10 protein-coding genes and 1 pseudogene are annotated in these 17,554 nt (G+C 67.4%); 6 read left to right on the forward strand and 5 right to left on the reverse strand.

The window, feature by feature from the left end; translation table 11 throughout:
- Positions 1 to 83 precede the first annotated feature (83 nt).
- Together MMF96_RS09500 and MMF96_RS09505 are read left to right on the forward strand one after the other, a co-directional pair.
- Positions 84 to 1,646 carry a LysM peptidoglycan-binding domain-containing protein gene (locus MMF96_RS09500; RefSeq protein WP_256883402.1) on the forward strand — a complete coding sequence of 521 codons (1,563 nt, stop codon included), beginning with the start codon at positions 84 to 86 and terminating at the stop codon, positions 1,644 to 1,646.
- An 82-nt stretch (positions 1,647 to 1,728) separates the two neighbouring features.
- Positions 1,729 to 3,819, forward strand: coding sequence for a Stk1 family PASTA domain-containing Ser/Thr kinase (locus MMF96_RS09505; RefSeq protein ID WP_256883403.1), 2,091 nt, complete (start codon positions 1,729 to 1,731; stop codon positions 3,817 to 3,819).
- Between the two features lie 32 nt (positions 3,820 to 3,851).
- On the opposite strand, the gene MMF96_RS09510 is transcribed toward MMF96_RS09505, so the two are convergent.
- Positions 3,852 to 5,261 (reverse strand): class II 3-deoxy-7-phosphoheptulonate synthase, encoded by a 1,410-nt coding sequence (locus tag MMF96_RS09510; RefSeq protein WP_375141418.1) that lies wholly within the window; start codon positions 5,259 to 5,261, stop codon positions 3,852 to 3,854.
- A gap of 94 nt (positions 5,262 to 5,355) precedes the next feature.
- Positions 5,356 to 6,366, reverse strand: coding sequence for a 1-acyl-sn-glycerol-3-phosphate acyltransferase (locus MMF96_RS09515; RefSeq protein ID WP_375141419.1), 1,011 nt, complete (start codon positions 6,364 to 6,366; stop codon positions 5,356 to 5,358).
- A gap of 159 nt (positions 6,367 to 6,525) precedes the next feature.
- On the opposite strand from MMF96_RS09515, the gene MMF96_RS09520 reads away from it, so the two are divergent.
- Together MMF96_RS09520 and MMF96_RS09525 are read left to right on the forward strand one after the other, a co-directional pair.
- Complete coding sequence (locus tag MMF96_RS09520) at positions 6,526 to 7,302, forward strand: alpha/beta hydrolase (protein ID WP_375141420.1); 777 nt, start codon at positions 6,526 to 6,528, stop codon at positions 7,300 to 7,302.
- Positions 7,292 to 7,855 (forward strand): hypothetical protein, encoded by a 564-nt coding sequence (locus MMF96_RS09525; RefSeq protein WP_256883404.1) that lies wholly within the window; start codon positions 7,292 to 7,294, stop codon positions 7,853 to 7,855. The genes MMF96_RS09520 and MMF96_RS09525 overlap by 11 nt, the downstream gene beginning before the upstream one ends.
- A 38-nt stretch (positions 7,856 to 7,893) precedes the next feature.
- Here MMF96_RS09525 and MMF96_RS09530 read toward each other — a convergent pair whose 3' ends face one another.
- Entirely contained in the window at positions 7,894 to 8,964 is a 1,071-nt protein-coding gene (locus tag MMF96_RS09530; RefSeq protein WP_256883405.1) for an ROK family glucokinase, read from the reverse strand.
- A 164-nt stretch (positions 8,965 to 9,128) separates the two neighbouring features.
- Here MMF96_RS09530 and MMF96_RS09535 point away from each other — a divergent pair, with 164 nt between their 5' ends.
- Both MMF96_RS09535 and MMF96_RS09540 read left to right on the forward strand, forming a co-directional pair.
- A complete protein-coding gene (locus tag MMF96_RS09535; protein WP_176618726.1) occupies positions 9,129 to 10,943 on the forward strand; it encodes an AMP-dependent synthetase/ligase in 1,815 nt (604 codons plus the stop codon).
- A gap of 670 nt (positions 10,944 to 11,613) precedes the next feature.
- Positions 11,614 to 12,426, forward strand: a pseudogene (locus MMF96_RS09540) (IS110 family transposase); the annotation flags it as partial.
- Between the two features lie 106 nt (positions 12,427 to 12,532).
- Here the strand turns inward: MMF96_RS09540 and MMF96_RS09545 are convergent.
- Positions 12,533 to 13,813 (reverse strand): MinD/ParA family protein, encoded by a 1,281-nt coding sequence (locus MMF96_RS09545; RefSeq protein ID WP_256883406.1) that lies wholly within the window; start codon positions 13,811 to 13,813, stop codon positions 12,533 to 12,535.
- Between the two features lie 131 nt (positions 13,814 to 13,944).
- Positions 13,945 to 17,340 carry a pyruvate carboxylase gene (locus MMF96_RS09550; protein ID WP_256883407.1) on the reverse strand — a complete coding sequence of 1,132 codons (3,396 nt, stop codon included), beginning with the start codon at positions 17,338 to 17,340 and terminating at the stop codon, positions 13,945 to 13,947.
- Between the last annotated feature and the right edge of the window lie 214 nt (positions 17,341 to 17,554).

Genomic DNA, 17,554 nt, shown 5'->3' on the forward strand with positions numbered 1-17,554 from the left:
TTTTGGTGTAAATTCACATTAGTCACACAAGTAACATCATCATCATGAGCACCAATCGTCACGGAAACCAGAGGATCACACCCATGACTTCCCAACGTCCCTCCCGGCCCGCGCCCTCAAGCGGCAGGCAGCTGGCGGCTGTTGCCACGGCCGCCATTCCGGTGGTGATGCTTTCATCGCTGGCGCTGGCCCAGCCCGCCTCGGCGGCCGCTGTCCCGGCCGGCCCCAAAATCCTTCCCTCCGCAGTGACCCACGGCGGGCTTGCCACGGCAGTCCAGTCCGGACCGAAGGCGGCAGGGATCCCCGCCTCCGTGGTGGCCGGGTCCATTCCGACGCGGATCGCACCGCAGGCCCCTGCGGCGAAGACCTACAAGGTTGTCCCCGGCGACACCATTTCCGCCATTGCCGCCCGCCACGGGCTGTCCACGAACGCCGTGCTGGCGCTGAACAGGCTCAGCGCCACGAGCATCATCTACCCGGGCCAGCTGATCAAGGTCAGCGGCGGCGCCGCTGCCCCGGCACGGGCCAAGGCCGCGCCCAAGGCCGCGCCCAAGGCATCCACCTACACCGTCAGGGCAGGCGACACCATCAGCGGCATTGCCGCAAGGCATGGATTGTCCACGGCCTCCGTCCTCTCAGCCAACGGCATGAACAACTCCACCGTCATCTTCCCGGGCCAGACCATCAAGCTCAGCAGGTCCGCTGCCCCGGCCAAGGCTGCCCCGGCCAAGGCCGCGCCCGCCAAGGCCGCCCGGCCGGCGTCGTCCGCGGCCAGCTACGTGGTCAAGTCCGGTGACACCCTCTCGGGCATCGCCGCCCGGCACGGGGTGTCCCTGGCATCGGTGATGAGCGCCAACGGCATGAACAACGCCACCGTCATCTACCCCGGCCAGACCATCAAGCTCGCCAAGTCTGCGCCGGCCCCGGCGGCAGCTCCGGCCAGGGCCTCCAGCACCACGCCGGCGTCGAACGGCAGGTACGTCATCAAGTCCGGTGACACGCTATCCGGCATTGCCGCCCGGCACGGCGTCCCACTGAAGTCGCTCGCCTCCGCCAATGGGATTTCGGTCAACGGCATCATCTATGCCGGGAAGACACTTTCCATCCCCGGCGTCAGTGCGGCATCCAGTTCCATCACGCCGATCAAGCCGGCGGTCCCCAAGGTGCCCAGCACGTTCCTGCACTACACGTACCCGGCCGCCGTGGTGGCCGATGCCAACAAGAACCTGCAGGCCCTGCTCGCCGCACCCGTGCCGTCGCAGGCACAGATGAAGGAAATGGTGGCCCGGACCGCTGCCAGCATGGGCGTGGACCCGTCGCTGGCCATGGCGTTCGCCTACCAGGAATCCGGCTTCAACCAGCAGGTGGTCTCGCCCGCCAACGCCATCGGCACCATGCAGGTCATCCCCGACGCCGGCGACTGGGCGTCCGGGATGGTGGGGCGCAAGCTGAACCTGCTCGACCCGCAGGACAATGTCACGGCGGGCGTCGCCATCATCAGGGCGCTCCTGAAGGACGCCAAGACGGAGGACCTGGCGATTGCCGGGTACTACCAGGGGCAATATTCCGTCAGCGTCCACGGCATGTTCGCGGACACCAAGGCCTACGTGGCGAGCGTGAAGGCCAACCGGAAACTTTTCCGCTGATCCACTGCTTCCATGCAGGGCCGGGGGCCGCCAGCGAGTGTTGCTGGCGGCCCCCCTTCGTTTCACCCAATAAGATCGAAGGGTGCAAGACGAGCCGTTTGATGCCCTGATCGGGACCACAGTTGACGACCGCTACCTGGTGCTGGCCAAGGTGGCCCGCGGAGGCATGTCCACCGTCTACCTGGCCAAGGACGTCCGCCTCAACCGCAACATCGCACTCAAAATCCTGCACCCGCACCTGGCCACCGACAACGCCTTCCTCGAACGCCTGCAACGTGAGGCGTGGAGCGCGGCCAGCCTGTCCCACCCCCACGTCGTGCAGATCCATGACCACGGCGTCGGCGCGGAGCATGCCTACCTGGTGCTGGAGTACATAGACGGCCACACCCTGCGGGAGGTCATCAATGCCACGGCACCGCTGACCGCCGGGGCGGCGCTGGAACTACTGGACCCGATCGTTGAGGGGCTGGCCGCTGCCCACGCCGCAGGGCTCGTGCACCGGGACGTGAAACCTGAAAATGTGCTGGTCTCGCGCAGCGGCTGGGTAAAAATCGGCGACTTTGGCCTGTCCCGCGCCGTCACGACCACAACGAACACGGCAACCTTGATGGGCACCGTGGGCTACATCGCCCCCGAACTGGTCAACGGCGGCGGCGGGGACGCCCGCAGCGACATTTATTCCGCCGGCATCATGCTGTACGAGCTCCTTACGGGCCAGCAGCCCTTTCACGGCCAGGTGCCCATCGCCGTGGCCATGCAGCACGTGCGCGACGACGTGCCGGCGCCTTCCGCCGCCGTGCCGGGGCTCCCGGCGGAGATGGACGAGCTGGTGCGCTACATGACCGAAAAGGACCCGGACAACCGGCCGGCCAACGGTGCCTCGCTCTTGGAGGACCTGCGCCACATCCGCCGCACGCTGACGCCGGAACAGCTTGCCGCCGGCGGAATCGGCGCGGGATCCCGCCCCCTGCCCCCGGGCGCGGTGACCGAGGCCCTGGCCCCGCCCTACGGCAGCCCGGGCAACGAGACCGCCGTCATCGCCGCACCGGCAAACCCCACGAGTGTGCTTCCGTCCCCCGGCAGGTTGTATGTCGACGAGAACGGCCGTCCGTCAGCCTATGCCACGCCCAACATGACGATGGCGCTGGAGCCGGGGGCCGGCGTCGGCCGGAACGCAGCCGGGACGGGCGGGCAGGCGCCTTCCAAGCGGTCCGTGCGCATGGCAGCCCGGGAGCGCGCCCGGACCGCCGCCCAGCCGATCGCCACCCTGGGCACGGCCCATCCACGGCGCCGGGCCACCCTCTGGATCCTGGTGGTGGCCCTGCTGGCGCTGCTGGTGGCCGCGGCAGGCTGGTTCCTGGGGATGGGTCCGGGCGCGCTGGCCACCGTGCCGGACGTCCACAACAAGACCGTGGCGCAGGCGCAGGCACTGATCCAGGCCCGCGGGTTCCAGCTGGCCGCAACGTCGGAGGTCTTCAACGAAAAGACCGCCGCCGGACTGGCCGTGGACACGGACCCCACGGGAGGGACCGAACAGCGCAAATTCCAGGGCGTGACGATCCTGGTTTCCAAGGGTCCCGTCCTGTACCCCGTGCCGGCCCTTGCCGGCAAAACGCTCGCCGCGGCCCAGGCGGCGCTCTCGGCGGGCCACCTCGCCACGGGCACCGTGACGGAGGCATACGACGAAAAGGGCGCAGCCGGCACCGTCGTCAGCCAGAATCCGGCCTCCGGCACACAATTCCGGGGCAACACCAAGGTGGACATCGTGGTTTCCAAGGGCCCCAGGCCGATCCCGGTGCCGTCCGTCGTGGGCAGGCCCGCCGCCGCGGCACAGGCCGCGCTCAAGGAACTTGGCCTCGTGCCCGCCGTCGCGGCGGGGCAGGTCTACAGCACCACCGTCCCTGCCGGCTCCGTTGCCGCCCAATCGCCCGCCGGCGGCAACCTCACCGCCGGGGGCACGGTCACCCTGACCCTTTCCAAGGGCCCCAAAATGGTTGAGGTGCCCGATGTGGTGGGCAGGCAGCTGGACGACGCCCGCTCCCGGCTCGAGGCCCGCGGCTTCACCGTGAAGGTGGAAAAGCTGTTTGGCGGCTTCTTCGGCACGGTGCGCTTCCAGGACCCGCAGGGCGGGAAGGCCCCCGAAGGCAGCACGGTCACCCTGCAGGTCATCTGACCCGGCCGCCGGAGCCCGGCGGCCGGGCGGTGCTACTTGCTTTGGCTCAGCGCCCCCGCCACGAGGAAGGCCATCTCGAGCGACTGCTTGTGGTTCAGGCGGGGGTCGCACACGGATTCGTAGCCGGTCAGGAACGCTTCCTGGTCGATGGGGTCGGCGCCGCCGAGGCACTCGGCCACGTCGTCGCCGGTCATCTCCACGTGCAGGCCGCCGGGGAAGGTGCCCAGTGCCTGGTGGACCTCGAAGAAGCCGCGGACCTCGTCGATGACGTCGTCGAAGTTGCGCGTCTTGTAGCCGTTGGGCGAGGTGACGGTGTTGCCGTGCATGGGGTCGGTGACCCAGAGGACCTGGGCGCCGGAGGCGGTGACCTTCTCCACGAGGTTCGGCAGCTTCTCGCGAATGTTCGTGGCGCCCATGCGGGTGATGAACGTCAGGCGGCCGGGCTCGCGGTTCGGGTCCAGTTTCTCGATCAGGCGCAGCGCGTCGTCCGGTGAGGTGGTGGGGCCGAGCTTGACGCCGATCGGGTTCCGGACGCGGGAGAGGAAGTCCACGTGCGCCTGCTCCAGGTCGCGGGTCCGCTCGCCGATCCACAGGAAGTGTGCCGAGGTGTCATAGGGGGTTCCGGTGCGGGAGTCGATGCGGGTCAATGCACGTTCGTAATCGAGCAGCAAGGCCTCGTGGCTGGCAAAGAATTCCACCGTCTTCAGCGCCTCGAAGTCGGCACCGCAGGAGGCCATGAACTTGATGGCCCGGTCGATGTCCTTGGCCAGCTTCTCGTACCGGCTGTGCGCCGGGTTGGAGGTGAAGCCGCGGTTCCATTCGTGGACCAGCCGGAGGTCGGCGAAGCCGCCCTGGGTGAACGCCCTGATCAGGTTCAGCGTCGACGCGGAGGTGTGGTAGGCCTTGAGCATGCGCGAGGCGTCATGCCTGCGCGACTCGGGCGTGAATTCAAAGCCGTTGACAATGTCGCCGCGATAGGCCGGCAGGGTCACGCCGTCGCGGGTTTCGTCGTTGGATGAGCGCGGCTTGGCAAACTGGCCGGCCATGCGTCCCATTTTGATGACGGGCAGCTGGGCACCGTAGGTGAGCACCACCGCCATCTGCAGGATCGTCTTGACGCGCGAGCTGATCCGGTCGGCCGTGGCGGCCTCAAAGGTTTCGGCGCAGTCGCCGCCCTGCAGCAGGAACGCCTTGCCCTGCGCGGCCTTGGCCAGGCGGGAACGCAGTACATCGACCTCGCCGGCAAACACGAGCGGCGGCAGCGAGGAGAGCTCCTTCACGCTGGCGGAAAACGCCTCGGGGTCGGCCCAGGTGGGCTGTTGCGCGATGGGCAGTTCACGCCAATCGTCAAGGCCGGGATACACGGCAGCGCCGGGGAGGGACATGCCGGGAACGGACATGGCGGCGGGTGTGGGCGCTACGGGGGCATTTAGCTCAGTCACCCCTCAAGACTAACCCCCTGCGCAACTGCCGCGGGAACCTGTCCGAGTCATGAGATGCGACGGCCTTTCCGTGCGCACTCCCCTCCGCTTGGGCCTACCGTGGCGCTGTTTCCGGCGGCATTTCGCCCGGATCCGGTTCGTTCACGGCATCGGCCCCTCCTGCCGCCGGCAAAGGGTCCGTCAGGATGCCATCCGCCGTAACGTCATCGGCCGTAACGTCTTCCGCAATAATGCGCGGACGCTTCGGCCCGGCCTTGGCGCCGATCACGGTCACGGTCCCCGGGGCCACGGTCTCAGAGGGGTCGATGCGGACGGCGTCCGCGGCTTTCGCGCCGTCCTCCGGGGCGGCCGCTGCCTGGCCCGGCGCCTTGGGTTCAGCGCCGGACTTGGCACCGGCCTTGGCGCCGGCAGTCCTGCCGGCCTTTTCCGCCGCAATCCGGTCCTTGACGGTGCTGGCGTAGGAATCGACGTATTCCTGTCCGGAAATGCGCATCAGCTCATACATGATCTCGTCCGTCACGGAGCGTTGGACAAAGCGGTCGTCGTGCAGGCCCTGGTAGCGGCTGAAGTCCAGGGGTTCGCCAAAGATGACACCCAGGCGGCGGATGTTGGGGATGCGCCGGCCAATGGGCTGGACCTTGTCGGTGCCGATCATGGCGACGGGGATCACGGGCACGTTGGCGGTCAGGACCAGCTTGGCCACCCCCACCTTCCCGCGGTACAGCCGGCCGTCGGGGCTGCGGGTTCCCTCGGGGTAAATGCCCAGCAGGCCGCCGTCCTTGAGGACTTCCACCCCGGTCTGCAGCGAGTTGGCGGAGGCCTTGCCGCCGGAGCGGTCCATGGGCAGCTGGTTGGTCAGCTTAAAGAAGGCAGCGGTCAGCCGGCCCTTGAGGCCGCGTCCGGTGAAGTAGTCACTCTTGGCCAGGAAGACGACGGGGCGCGGGACCATCAGGGGCATGAAGATGGAATCGGAAAAGGAAAGGTGGTTGCTGGCCAGCACGGCCGGGCCGTCCACCGGCAGGTTGTCCAGGCCCTTCGTCCAGGGGCGAAACAGGATTTTAAGCACCGGTCCGAGGAAGATCTTCTTGAGCACCCAATAAATCACGGTAATAATCCTCTCCGGCGGGACCGGGTTCAGCCAGGCGTGCCCGATGCGTCCACCCGCACCCAACGTAACAACAGTAGTCTAGTAAGTGGGGCGCCATGGGTGGTGACGCGGATGCGTCGCACCTTTGGTGTCTGCCCGAAAATGGTGCTTATACTCATGGCACCTGACTTCACGGAGGCCACCATGGCAACGGCGCAATCCTTCCGCTCGGACGGACATGGCAGTTTGGCGCGCGTCGGTGTGGCACTCAGCCACGGCTTTACCGGCTCCCCCGTCAGCCTCCGCTCCTGGTCGGAGTCCCTCGCCAACGAAGGCTATGCCGTGAACATGCCGCTGCTGGCGGGCCACGGCACCACGTGGCAGGACCTTTCGCGCACGCCGTGGACCAACTGGTACCGCGACTTTGAAGCCGCCTATCTGGAACTCTCCGCCCGCTGCGACACCGTCTTTGTGGCCGGGCTGTCCATGGGCGGCGCCCTTGCCCTGCGGGTCGCGGCCAACCACCCGGTGGCCGGCGTCGCCGTCGTCAATCCCGGCCTGACGTTCAGCGACGGCCGGGCCAAATATTCGGGCCTGTTGCGGCACATGCTCAAAAGCGTGCCGGCCATTGGCGACGACATCAAGGCCCCGGGCATCACCGAGGGCGCCTACCTGCGGACGCCGGTGGCCGCCGTCCATGAACTCTCCAAGCTGTTCGCCGACACCATCGCCCAGCTGCCCCGCGTGGTGGCACCCACCATCGTTTTCCGTTCCACCGTGGACCACGTGGTGCCGGAATCCAGCATGACCGCCTTGCGGGCCGGCATAGGTGCGAAGGAGTTCGAGGTGGTGCCGCTGGGCAACAGCTACCATGTGGCAACCATGGACAATGACGCCGCACAGATCTTCTCCCAGTCCAGTGACTTCTTCCGGAGGCATGCACGTGCAGTCTGACCATGGCCACGACACCCCGAGCACCGGCGGCGACGACCGCGACGAGGCCGTCTGGCTCGACCTGGTGGCCCGGCTCCAGGAGCCTGACGACAGTTTCATGGAGGGCGCCCTCCCTGAGGCGGCGGACGAAGCCGGCACGCCCCCCGCTGCCCCGGCTGCCGGCCCGTCGAAGGGCGTGGACGACTTCGACCCCCTGGGCGTGTGGCGCCGGCAGCTTTCGCCCGCCCCGGAGGAACCGCCCTACGGCGGCGGCCGCGGCGGGTCCGCCTCCCCGGACACCGGTCCGCGCGACTACGCGGCAGCGGATCCGGACGACGAATTTGTCCCTCCGGTGCCGCCGAGCCTGGCCGGGGCGGAACCTGCCATGGTGCTCGCCTGGATCGGCGCCGCCGGCGGACCCATCTTCCTGGTGCTGGCCGCGATCTTTTGGCGCGGCATGCCGTTGGTGGCTGTCATCGGCGTGATCCTGGCCTTCCTGGCGGGCACCGGCTACCTGATTTACCGGCTGCCGAAGAACCGCGATCACGAAGGCGGGGACGGCGCAGTCGTCTAGCCGGCCTGGGCGCCCGGCCCATGTGGCGGCTGTTGCCCTTAGCTGCCCAGGGTGCTGCGGGCGTGCCTCGTGTGCCGGCGCCGCACCCCCAGGCGGTCGGACTGGCGTACCCGTGAGAGGTCCGCGGCACCGATCAGGCCGGCGGAGGGCCCCAGCTGCGCCCCCGTGATGACGGCCTCCTGCCGGAAGCCGCGGCCCGTGAGGTTCTTGGCGTAGGTACGCCGGGCCGGGGCCAGCAGCAGCTCGCCGGCCGCGGACAGGCCGCCGCCAATGACGAAAAGCGCCGGGTCCAGCGCCGCGGCCAGGTTGGCAATGCCCAGGCCGAGCCAGTCCCCCACTTCCTCAACCAGTTCCCGCGACGTCGGCTCCCCGGCCAGGGCAAGTTCCGTCACCACGGTCCCGGTGATGTCCTTGGGGCGCCCGTCAACGGCGGCCAACAGTTCGGTGGCCATCGGCGACTTCGCCCGGGCCAGTTCCCGTGCCTCCCTGCCCAACGCGTTGCCGGAGGCGTATTGTTCCCAGCAGCCGCGGTTGCCGCACTCGCAGCGGTGCCCGCCGGGCATGATGATTTGGTGGCCGAACTCCCCCGCCATGCCGAAGCTGCCCCGCTCCACCCGGCCGTCGACGACGAGTGCGCCGCCAATGCCGGTGCCCAGGGTCAGGCACACCAGGCGGTCGTGCCCGCGCCCGGCGCCGAAGCGCCACTCGGCCCAGGCGGCGGCGTCGGCGTCGTTGGCCAGCGCAACGGGCCGGTTCAGGAGCCTCTCCAGGTTTTCCCGCAGGGGCTCGTTCCGCCAGGCGAGGTGCGGGCTGAAGACGACCGTGCCGCCGTCGAGGTCCATCCATCCGGCGGCGCCAATGCCGACGCTGCGCAGCTCGTGGCGGGCGCCCAGCTCGCGGACCAGGTCCACGATGACGGCCTCCACGGCCCTGGGGTCGCGGCCCGGGGTCTCACGGCGCAGCTCCTCGCGGATGTTTCCCATGCCGTCCACGACGCCCGCGGCAACCTTCGTTCCGCCGATGTCTATGCCCAGGGCCAGGCTTCCACCGACGGCCGCCCGTCCTGGAAATCGCAGGGTGGGCCTGAAGACGGGGCGAGGTTGCTGCATCCCCCGAGTCTAGCCACCGCGGGCGGCACGGTCCCCGAATTGAATGTGTGATCCAAACAACATAAAGTTACTGATGAGTAACTTATTTCTTCGGACCGGCTGCTGCGGGCTCCGGATAGAGTAAGGCCAAGCCTTGTTTGGACTGTCATACGTAAGGAGCCACAGTGCGCGAGATTACCGTTCCGGCCCAGGTGGTCAGCCCGCGGACCATGAACACCACGGACCTTTTACTGCGCCAGTCGCGGTTGGATTCAAATCCCGCCCTGTTCTCCCGCCGCAACGCGGACAATGTCTGGGTGGACGTCTCCGCCAAGGAATTCCACGCCGACGTCTGCGCCATTGCCAAGGGCCTGATCGCCTCGGGCATCGGGGTGGGCGACCGTGTGGGCATCATGGCCCGCACCCGCTATGAATGGTCGCTGGTGGACTTTGCCATCTGGTTCGCAGGTGCCGTGTCCGTGCCGATCTACGAAACGTCGTCGCCGTCGCAGGTGGCCTGGAACCTGGGCGACTCCCAGGCCGTGGCCGTCATTGCCGAATCCGCCGGCCACGAAAACGTGATCCGACAGGCCGCGCACAATGAGGGGCTGGCGGCGCTGAAGAATGTCTGGCAAATGGAAGGCGACGGCCTGGACGCCCTGCGGGACGCAGGCCGCGACGTGCCCGACGCAGTGCTGGAGGTCCACCGCACCTCCAACAGCCTCGATGACATCGCCACGATCATCTACACCTCCGGCACCACGGGCCGGCCCAAGGGCTGCATGCTCATGCACCACAATTTCGTGGAACTGAGCGAAAACGCCTTGGCCGTGCTGGGCAGGGATGTTGTCCCGCCCGGCTCACAGACCGTCATGTTCCTGCCCCTGGCGCACGTGTTTGCCCGCTACATCTCCGTGCTGGCCGTGGCAGCCGGCGCCAAGGTGGGGCACACCCCCGACATCAAGCACCTGCTCGAGGACCTCCAAAGCTTCAAGCCCACCTTTATCCTGGCCGTGCCGCGCGTCTTTGAGAAGGTCTACAACTCCGCCGTGCTCAAGGCCGAGGGCGAAGGCAAGGGCAAGATCTTTGCCGCAGCCGCCCAGACGGCGATCGATTTCTCCCGCGCGGGCCAGGCAGGGAAGGTGCCGCTGCTGCTGAAGGCCAAGCATGCCCTGTTCGACAAACTGGTCTACGGCAAGCTGCGCGCAGCCATGGGAGGCAACGTCCGCCATGCAGTCTCCGGCGGCGGACCGCTGGGCGAACGGCTGGGCCACTTCTTCCAGGGCATTGGCCTGCAGATCCTCGAAGGCTACGGCCTGACGGAAACCACTGCACCCGTCACGGTCAACCGCCCCGAACTCATCAAGATCGGCACAGTCGGCGCCCCGCTGCCCGGCAACGCCGTGAAGATCGCCGACGACGGCGAGATCCTCGCCAAGGGCGTGTGCGTCATGAAGGGCTACTTTGGCCGCGATGACCTCACCGCCGACGCCTTCGCCGACGGCTGGTTCCGCACGGGCGACATCGGCGAGCTGGACGAACAGGGTTTCCTGAAGATCACCGGGCGCAAAAAGGAAATCATCGTTACGGCCGGCGGCAAGAACGTGGTGCCGGCACTGCTCGAGGACCAGATCCGCGCCGACGCCATCGTTTCCCAGTGCCTGGTCATCGGCGACAACCGCCCGTTCATTGCCGCCATCGTGACCCTCGACGCGGATGCCCTGCCGCAGTGGGGGCGCCACAACGGCCTGCCCGAGGGCATCACCGTGGAGCAGGCGGCGAAGGAGCCGGTGGTCATCGCCGCCGTCCAGCATGCCATCGACAAGGCAAACGGCTCGGTTTCCCAGGCCGAGTCCGTCAAGGCGTTCCGGATCATCGACACCGACTTCACCGAAACCTCCGGCCACCTCACCCCCTCCATGAAGGTCAAGCGCGCCCAGGTCCTGAAGGACTTCGACGCCGTGGTGGAGGACATCTACTCCGCAAAAAAGCCCGCCTGACCCACTTCCAACGCTCGGTTGCAACCGGGGCTGTTTTTCGCGACCGTCGGTTGCAATTGGGCGTGTTTTCCCAAACCCTCCCGCGCTTCCCCCGCGTCGACCCGCGATCGGGGCATGTTTTCCAACGCCCGGTTGCAACCGGGGCTGTTTTGGTAGACGCTGCCGCACGTTCGAGGGCGTGCTCATCGAGGCTGGGTTGCAACCGTCGGGAGGACTCGGCTGGGTGGCGGGGCCTGCATCACTGTGGTCACGCCGTGGGCCGCAGCCCCGGCAGCTGGGCGGAACGGGCGTGTCGGTCCTCTGCCTGTTGGGGCCCTATAGGGATGCAGAAACCGGCGTGTTCCCCCGGAGGCGGAGCCTTCAATCGAGTCCCGGACCCGGGCACGGGACAATTCGGATCCAAGGCCCACCAGGGGCCGAGGGGGTGTTGAGTCACCGTCATTGAAGAACAACCAGTACTTACCCTGCCAGCTAGTCACAGACCAGCCACTACAAAGACTTACAGGGGGGTGTTGTCACCGGGACGCAATAGGCGCCAGGGATATCGCTAATGGGGACCAGACCAGGAGAGGGAATCAGAGTGTAGGTCAGCCGTAACCAAAGATGCCGAGCCTTGCCGCCTTAGGACAAGCCAACGCGGTTTCATACGACAAATTCTGGGAGTTGTGCGTTGATCAAGAACCACGACGAAATCGATGTTTTCATAGGTGTTGATGTTGGCAAGAGCAATCACCACGCGGTCGCCATCGACCGTGCCGGCAAGAAGCTCCTGGATCGGGCGCTGCCCCAGGATGAAGCCAAACTCCGTGCAATCATCAAGGCCGTGGCCGGCAAAGGCACCGTATTGTTGGTCGTGGATCAGCCCTCGACCGTTGGTGCCCTACCAGTCGCTGTGGCCCAAGCTGAAGGCATCATGGTCGGCTACATTCCGGGACTGGCCATGCGCCGCATCGCCGACCTGCACCCCAACGAAGCCAAGACAGACGCCAGGGACGCTGCGATCATTGCTGAAGCTGCCCGGTCCCTGCCGCACACGCTGCGTTCCATCGTCCTCGCCGACGAACAAGCCGCCGAACTCTCCATGCTCTGCGGGTGTGACGATGATCTGGCCAAGCAGGCCACGGCGACTTCCAACCGGATTCGGGGCCTGCCCACGCAGATACATCCGGCGCTGGAACGCGTCATTGGTGAGCACCTGGATCACCCGGCCATGGCCGAGTTGCTGATCAAATACCCGACCCAGGAAAAGCTGCGCAAAGCCGGGCAGGCCCGCTTGGCGACACTGCTCTTGAAATATGCGCCACGGGCCGGGAAACGCTGGGCCGCCGATGTATTCACAGCCTTGAATGAGCAGAGTGTGGCGGTCTCAGGCACCGGCGCTGCAGGCGTTGTCTTCCCTCAGCTCGCCGCCATGCTCAGGCAACTCCGCACGGCCCGGGATGAGCTCCTCACCCAAGTCGAAGCACTCGTGGAGGCCCACCCCCCCCCCCAGAACGAACCACCGACCGGACGAACCACCCGGCCACCGGCGGCTTCAGGTCCCGACCGCAGCGGCGCCGCTGGCACGACTACAGGCGCCCCCGCCACGACTACCGCCGCTGCAGCTCCGTGACAACGAGTGACGCAAGTTCCTTGACAGCCAGGCGCGTGGCCGGGCGCAACTTGGCCAACTCGACGCGGGACCCTTCTGCCAGGTGCTTGTCATACGGAATGCGCAAGACATTGCGCACCCGGGACCTGAAGTGTTCCTCGATCTGGGCAATGTCCACTTGGGTTTCCCCGCCCGACATGTTGACCACCACGATGGCGTTGGCGACCAGGTCGTGGCGTCCGTGGGCTTCCAACCAGGAGAGCGTCTCCGAGGCGAGTCTTGCCTCGTCCACGCTTCCGCCGGAAACCAACACCACGGCGTCGGCCTTTTCCAGGGTGCCCTTCATGACCGAGTGGACCATGCCGGTGCCGGAGTCCGTGAGGACAATGGAATAGTACTTGCTGAGGATGTCCGTGACGGCCCGGTAGTCGGAATCGTCAAAGGCCTGTGCCACCGTGGGATCGGTATCGCTTGCGAGCACGTCCAGGCGTGAACCGTCGCGGGCCACATAGTTGGACAACTGTGAGAATGTGGTGACGTTGAAACGGTCCTTGACCAGGTTCCGGGCGGTAAAGTCCGCACTGCCGGGCGATCGGTCTGACAACGTGCCGCGGTCCGGGTTGGCGTCCATTGCAATGACGCGGTCCTCACGGGTGTCCGCCAGGACCATCCCGAGCAGCGTGGTGACGGTGGTCTTGCCGACGCCACCCTTCCGGGACAACACCGGCACAAAGCGGGTGCGCTCCCCCAGGCGCGAGGCAATCAGGTTGTCCTGCGCCCGTTCCAGGCGGACCTTGTCCGAGTCCCCCATATTGACCGAGCCGAAGCTGGCCTTGTACAGCCACAGCCGCCAGCCGCCTACGGGAGGCGCAGCGACCTTGTTCAGCAGGCGGTCGCTGGTGAGCGCCGCTGCGGGTTCGGGCCCGTCCTCACGCTGCCGGCGGGGGCTGGTGCCCTGCTGCACCGGTACTTCCAGGGGTTCCACCGTGGTCTGCGGCATGGAGGTGGCTGTAGCGCGAACGGCGCCTGAAGCCGGTTCAGTCTGCGGCCGTTCCGGGAGGGTTCCCAGGGTCACCTGCGTAATGGTTTCCACCGCTCCCGTTGACGCCGGATCGGCCGCCGCGGGCGCGAGGGCAACCCCGCCCGCCAGGTTCTCGGACGCCGGTGTCACGTCGGTGTCCAGCCCGTCCAGTTCGTCCAGCTCAGCCAACCCGCCCGCCGGGGCCTCCCCTGCCACGGGCCTGCCGGCTTCTTTCGGCTTGGTGTTTTTATTCGCCATGTCTCCGTTACCCACTAAAAATGCCACCGCGGCCGGAAGGAATTTTCCGGCCGCGGTTGCGGTGCCTGTTTGGTTTTTAGTGTAGCGCAGGGCGTTGGGGCGCCTTTCGGCACCCGACGCCGGCATCGGTCCTAGCCCACCACCACCAGCAGGTCCCCGCCCTGCACCTGTGACACGCCGTCCACGGCGAGCCGGGAAACGGTGCCGCCCACCGGCGTCGTGATGGAGGCCTCCATCTTCATGGCCTCGATGGTGGCCACGGTGGCCCCGGCCTCCACGACGTCGCCCACGGCAACCTTGAGGCTGACGGCGCCGGCGAACGGCGCGGCGATCTGTCCGGCCACTGCATTGTCCGCCTTTTCCGCGGCCTTGACCTTGCTCTCGACACTGTTGTCCCGCACAATCACCGGCCGGCTTTGGCCGTTGAGCTTGCACGTTACGGTGCGCATGCCCTTCTCGTCGGCCTCCGAAATGGTTTCCAGGGAGACAATCAGGCGTACGCCCTTGTCCAGTGCCACGACGTGCTCCTGGCCCCGCTGCAGCCCGTAAAGGTAGTCGCGGGTGTCCAGCACCGATACGTCGCCGTACGTTTCGCGGACCTTGGCGAAGTCCGTGGTGGGACCGGCAAAAAGCAGCCGGTTCAAGGCCGCGCGCCTCGTTTCGCTGTCCGCCGCCAGCTCTTCGCTGTCCTGCGGGCTGAGCGTGCCCACGCGTTCGACGACGGTGCGCCCCTGCAGCGCCTTGGTGCGGAACGGCTCGGGCCAGCCGCCGGGAGGTGTGCCCAGTTCGCCGCCCAGGAAGCCCACCACGGAATCCGGGATGTCGTAGTTCTGCGGGTTTTGCTCGAAGTCGGCCGGGTCGGCCTTGATGCCCACCAGGTGCAGGGCGAGGTCGCCCACCACCTTGGACGACGGCGTCACCTTGACCAGGTGCCCCAGGATCCGGTCGGCGGCCGTGTACATGTCCTCGATTTCCTCGAAGCGCTCCCCCAGGCCCAGGGCGATGGCCTGTTGGCGCAGGTTGGAGAGCTGGCCGCCGGGGATCTCGTGACGGTAGACGCGGCCCGTGGGCGCGGCCAGGCCGGACTCAAACGGCGCGTACACGCGCCGCACGGCCTCCCAGTAGGGTTCCAGCGAGCTGATCGCGGCCAGGTCGATCCCGGTGTCGCGGTCGGTGTGCGCCAGTGCGGCAACCAGGGCCGAGGCGGACGGCTGGCTGGTGGTGCCGGCCAGGGAGGCGGAGGCGACGTCGACGGCGTCGACCCCGGCGTTGACGGCGGCCGTCAGCGTCGCGAGCTGGCCGCCTGCGGTGTCGTGCGTGTGCAGGTGGACGGGCAGGTCAAAGCGCTCTCGCAGTGCCGTGACCAGTTTGGCCGCGGCCGCCGGGCGCAGCACGCCGGCCATGTCCTTGATGGCCAGGATGTGCGCGCCGGCGTCGACGATGCGCTGGGCCAGGTCCAGGTAGTAGTCCAGCGTGTAGATGGTTTCCGCCGGGTCCAGGAGGTCGCCGGTGTAGCACAGGGCCACCTCGGCCACGGCCGTGCCGGTGGCGCGGACCGCCCGGATGGCCGGTTCCATCTGGTCCACGTCATTCAGGGCGTCGAAGATGCGGAAGATGTCGATGCCGCTGGCGGCGGCCTCTTGCACAAATGCGTCGGTGACTTCTGCCGGGTACGGGGTGTAGCCAACGGTGTTCCTCCCGCGCAGCAGCATCTGGAGGCAGATGTTCGGCAGGGCCGCGCGCAGCTTGACCAGGCGCTGCCACGGGTCTTCGCCAAGGAAGCGCAGCGAGACGTCGTAGGTGGCCCCGCCCCAGGCCTCCACGGAGAGCAGCTGCGGCGTCAGCACGGATACCGCAGCGCCGGCAGTGGCCAGGTCGCGGGTGCGCACCCGGGTGGCCAGCAGGGACTGGTGGGCGTCGCGGAAGGTGGTGTCGGTGACCGCGACGGCGGTTTGCGCGCGCAGTGCGGCGGCAAAGCCCTCCGGGCCCAGCTCGGCCAGCCGCTGGCGTGATCCGGCCGGCGCCGTGTCCACGTCCACAAACGGCAGCTTCAGGGCCGGGTCGGCATGGACCTTCAGCTCGCCGTTGGGCTTGTTGACGGTGACGTCCGCCAGCCAGGTCAGCAGCTTCGTGCCGCGGTCGGAGGATACGCGGGCGTGCAGGAGCTCCGGGCGTTCGTCGATGAAGGAGGTGGCGATGTCGCCGGCGTTGAAGGCCGGGTCGTCCAGCACGGCCTGCAGGAACGGGATGTTGGTGGACACGCCGCGGATCCGGAATTCGGCCAGGGCGCGGCGTGCGCGGCCCACCGCCGTCTTGTAGTCGCGGCCGCGGCAGGTGAGCTTGACCAGCATGGAGTCGAAGTGCGGGCTGATTTCGGCACCCGCGTAGATGGTGCCGCCGTCGAGCCTGATGCCGGCGCCGCCGGCGGAACGGTAGGTGGTGATCTTTCCGACGTCGGGGCGGAATCCGTTGGCCGGGTCCTCGGTGGTGATGCGGCACTGCAGGGCTGCACCCTTGACCTGCACGGTCTCCTGGCTCAGGCCCAGGTCGGCCAGGGTCTCGCCGGCGGCGATGCGCAGCTGTGCCTGCACCAGGTCCACATCGGTGATTTCCTCGGTGACCGTGTGCTCCACCTGGATGCGGGGGTTCATTTCAATGAAGACGTGCTGGCCGGCCCGCTCCCCCACGGTGTCCACGAGGAACTCGACGGTGCCGGCGTTAACGTAGCCCATGGCCTTGGCAAACTTCACGGCGTCGGCGTGCAGGGCCTTGCGGATGTTTTCGTCCAGGTTGGGCGCCGGGGCGATCTCCACCACCTTCTGGTGGCGGCGCTGCAGCGAGCAGTCACGCTCAAAGAGGTGGATGACATTGCCCTCTGCATCGGCCAGGATCTGCACCTCGATGTGGCGGGGACGCAGCACGGCCTGCTCCAGGAACATGGTGGCGTCGCCGAAGGCGGCATCGGCTTCACGCATGGCCGCGCTGAGGGCCTCCCGCAGCTCCTCGCGCGTGTCCACGCGCCGCAGGCCGCGCCCGCCGCCGCCGGCCACGGCCTTGGCGAAGACGGGGAAGCCGATTTCCTCGGCTGCGGCAATGAGCGTGTCCAGGTCGTCGCTGGGTTCGCTGGACTTGAGAACCGGAATGCCGGCCTCGCGGGCGGCCTTGAGCGCCTGGAACTTGTTCCCCGTCATCTCCAGCACCTCGGCCGGCGGGCCCACAAAGGTGATGCCTTCGGCAGCGGCGGCGGCGGCCAGTCCGGGGTTTTCAGACAGGAACCCGTAACCGGGGTAAATGGCGTCCGCGCCGGCTTCCTTGGCAACCCGGACCACCTCCTCCACGTCCAGGTAGGCACGGACCGGGTGGCCCTCCTCTCCGATGAGGTACGCTTCGTCCGCTTTTTGGCGGTGGATGGAATTGCGGTCCTCGTGGGGGAAGACGGCAACCGTCTTGGCGCCGAGCTCGTAGCTCGCGCGGAAGGCACGGATGGCGATCTCACCGCGGTTGGCAACCAGAATCTTTGAAAACATGTCACTCCTGTGTTTACGCTGGCGTGGCGGTCCGCCTCCCGCTGTGGCAGCCGGCGGACTGGTGCAAATGATGGTTCAGGAACTGTGGTTGTTGATGTCCAGGCCCGCGTTCCACGGTAGTGCGCCTGAATCGTCACTTTAGAAAAAACTAAAGTGATGCAAGTTTGGCCCCACGGCCGCCGGCGCGCCAAATGATGTGTCGCATCTCACGGCC

The sequence above is a fragment of the Arthrobacter sp. STN4 genome (assembly GCF_024539665.1).
Lineage (GTDB): Bacteria > Actinomycetota > Actinomycetes > Actinomycetales > Micrococcaceae > Specibacter.

Bases quoted from the DNA above. Each gene is read 5' to 3' on its own strand.
- MMF96_RS09500 (WP_256883402.1), top strand. From the start codon at position 84: ATGACTTCCCAACGTCCCTCCCGGCCCGCGCCCTCAAGCGGCAGGCAG.
- MMF96_RS09520 (WP_375141420.1), top strand. From the start codon at position 6,526: ATGGCACCTGACTTCACGGAGGCCACCATGGCAACGGCGCAATCCTTC.
- MMF96_RS09530 (WP_256883405.1), bottom strand. From the start codon at position 8,964: ATGCAGCAACCTCGCCCCGTCTTCAGGCCCACCCTGCGATTTCCAGGA.
- MMF96_RS09545 (WP_256883406.1), bottom strand. From the start codon at position 13,813: ATGGCGAATAAAAACACCAAGCCGAAAGAAGCCGGCAGGCCCGTGGCA.
- MMF96_RS09550 (WP_256883407.1), bottom strand. From the start codon at position 17,340: ATGTTTTCAAAGATTCTGGTTGCCAACCGCGGTGAGATCGCCATCCGT.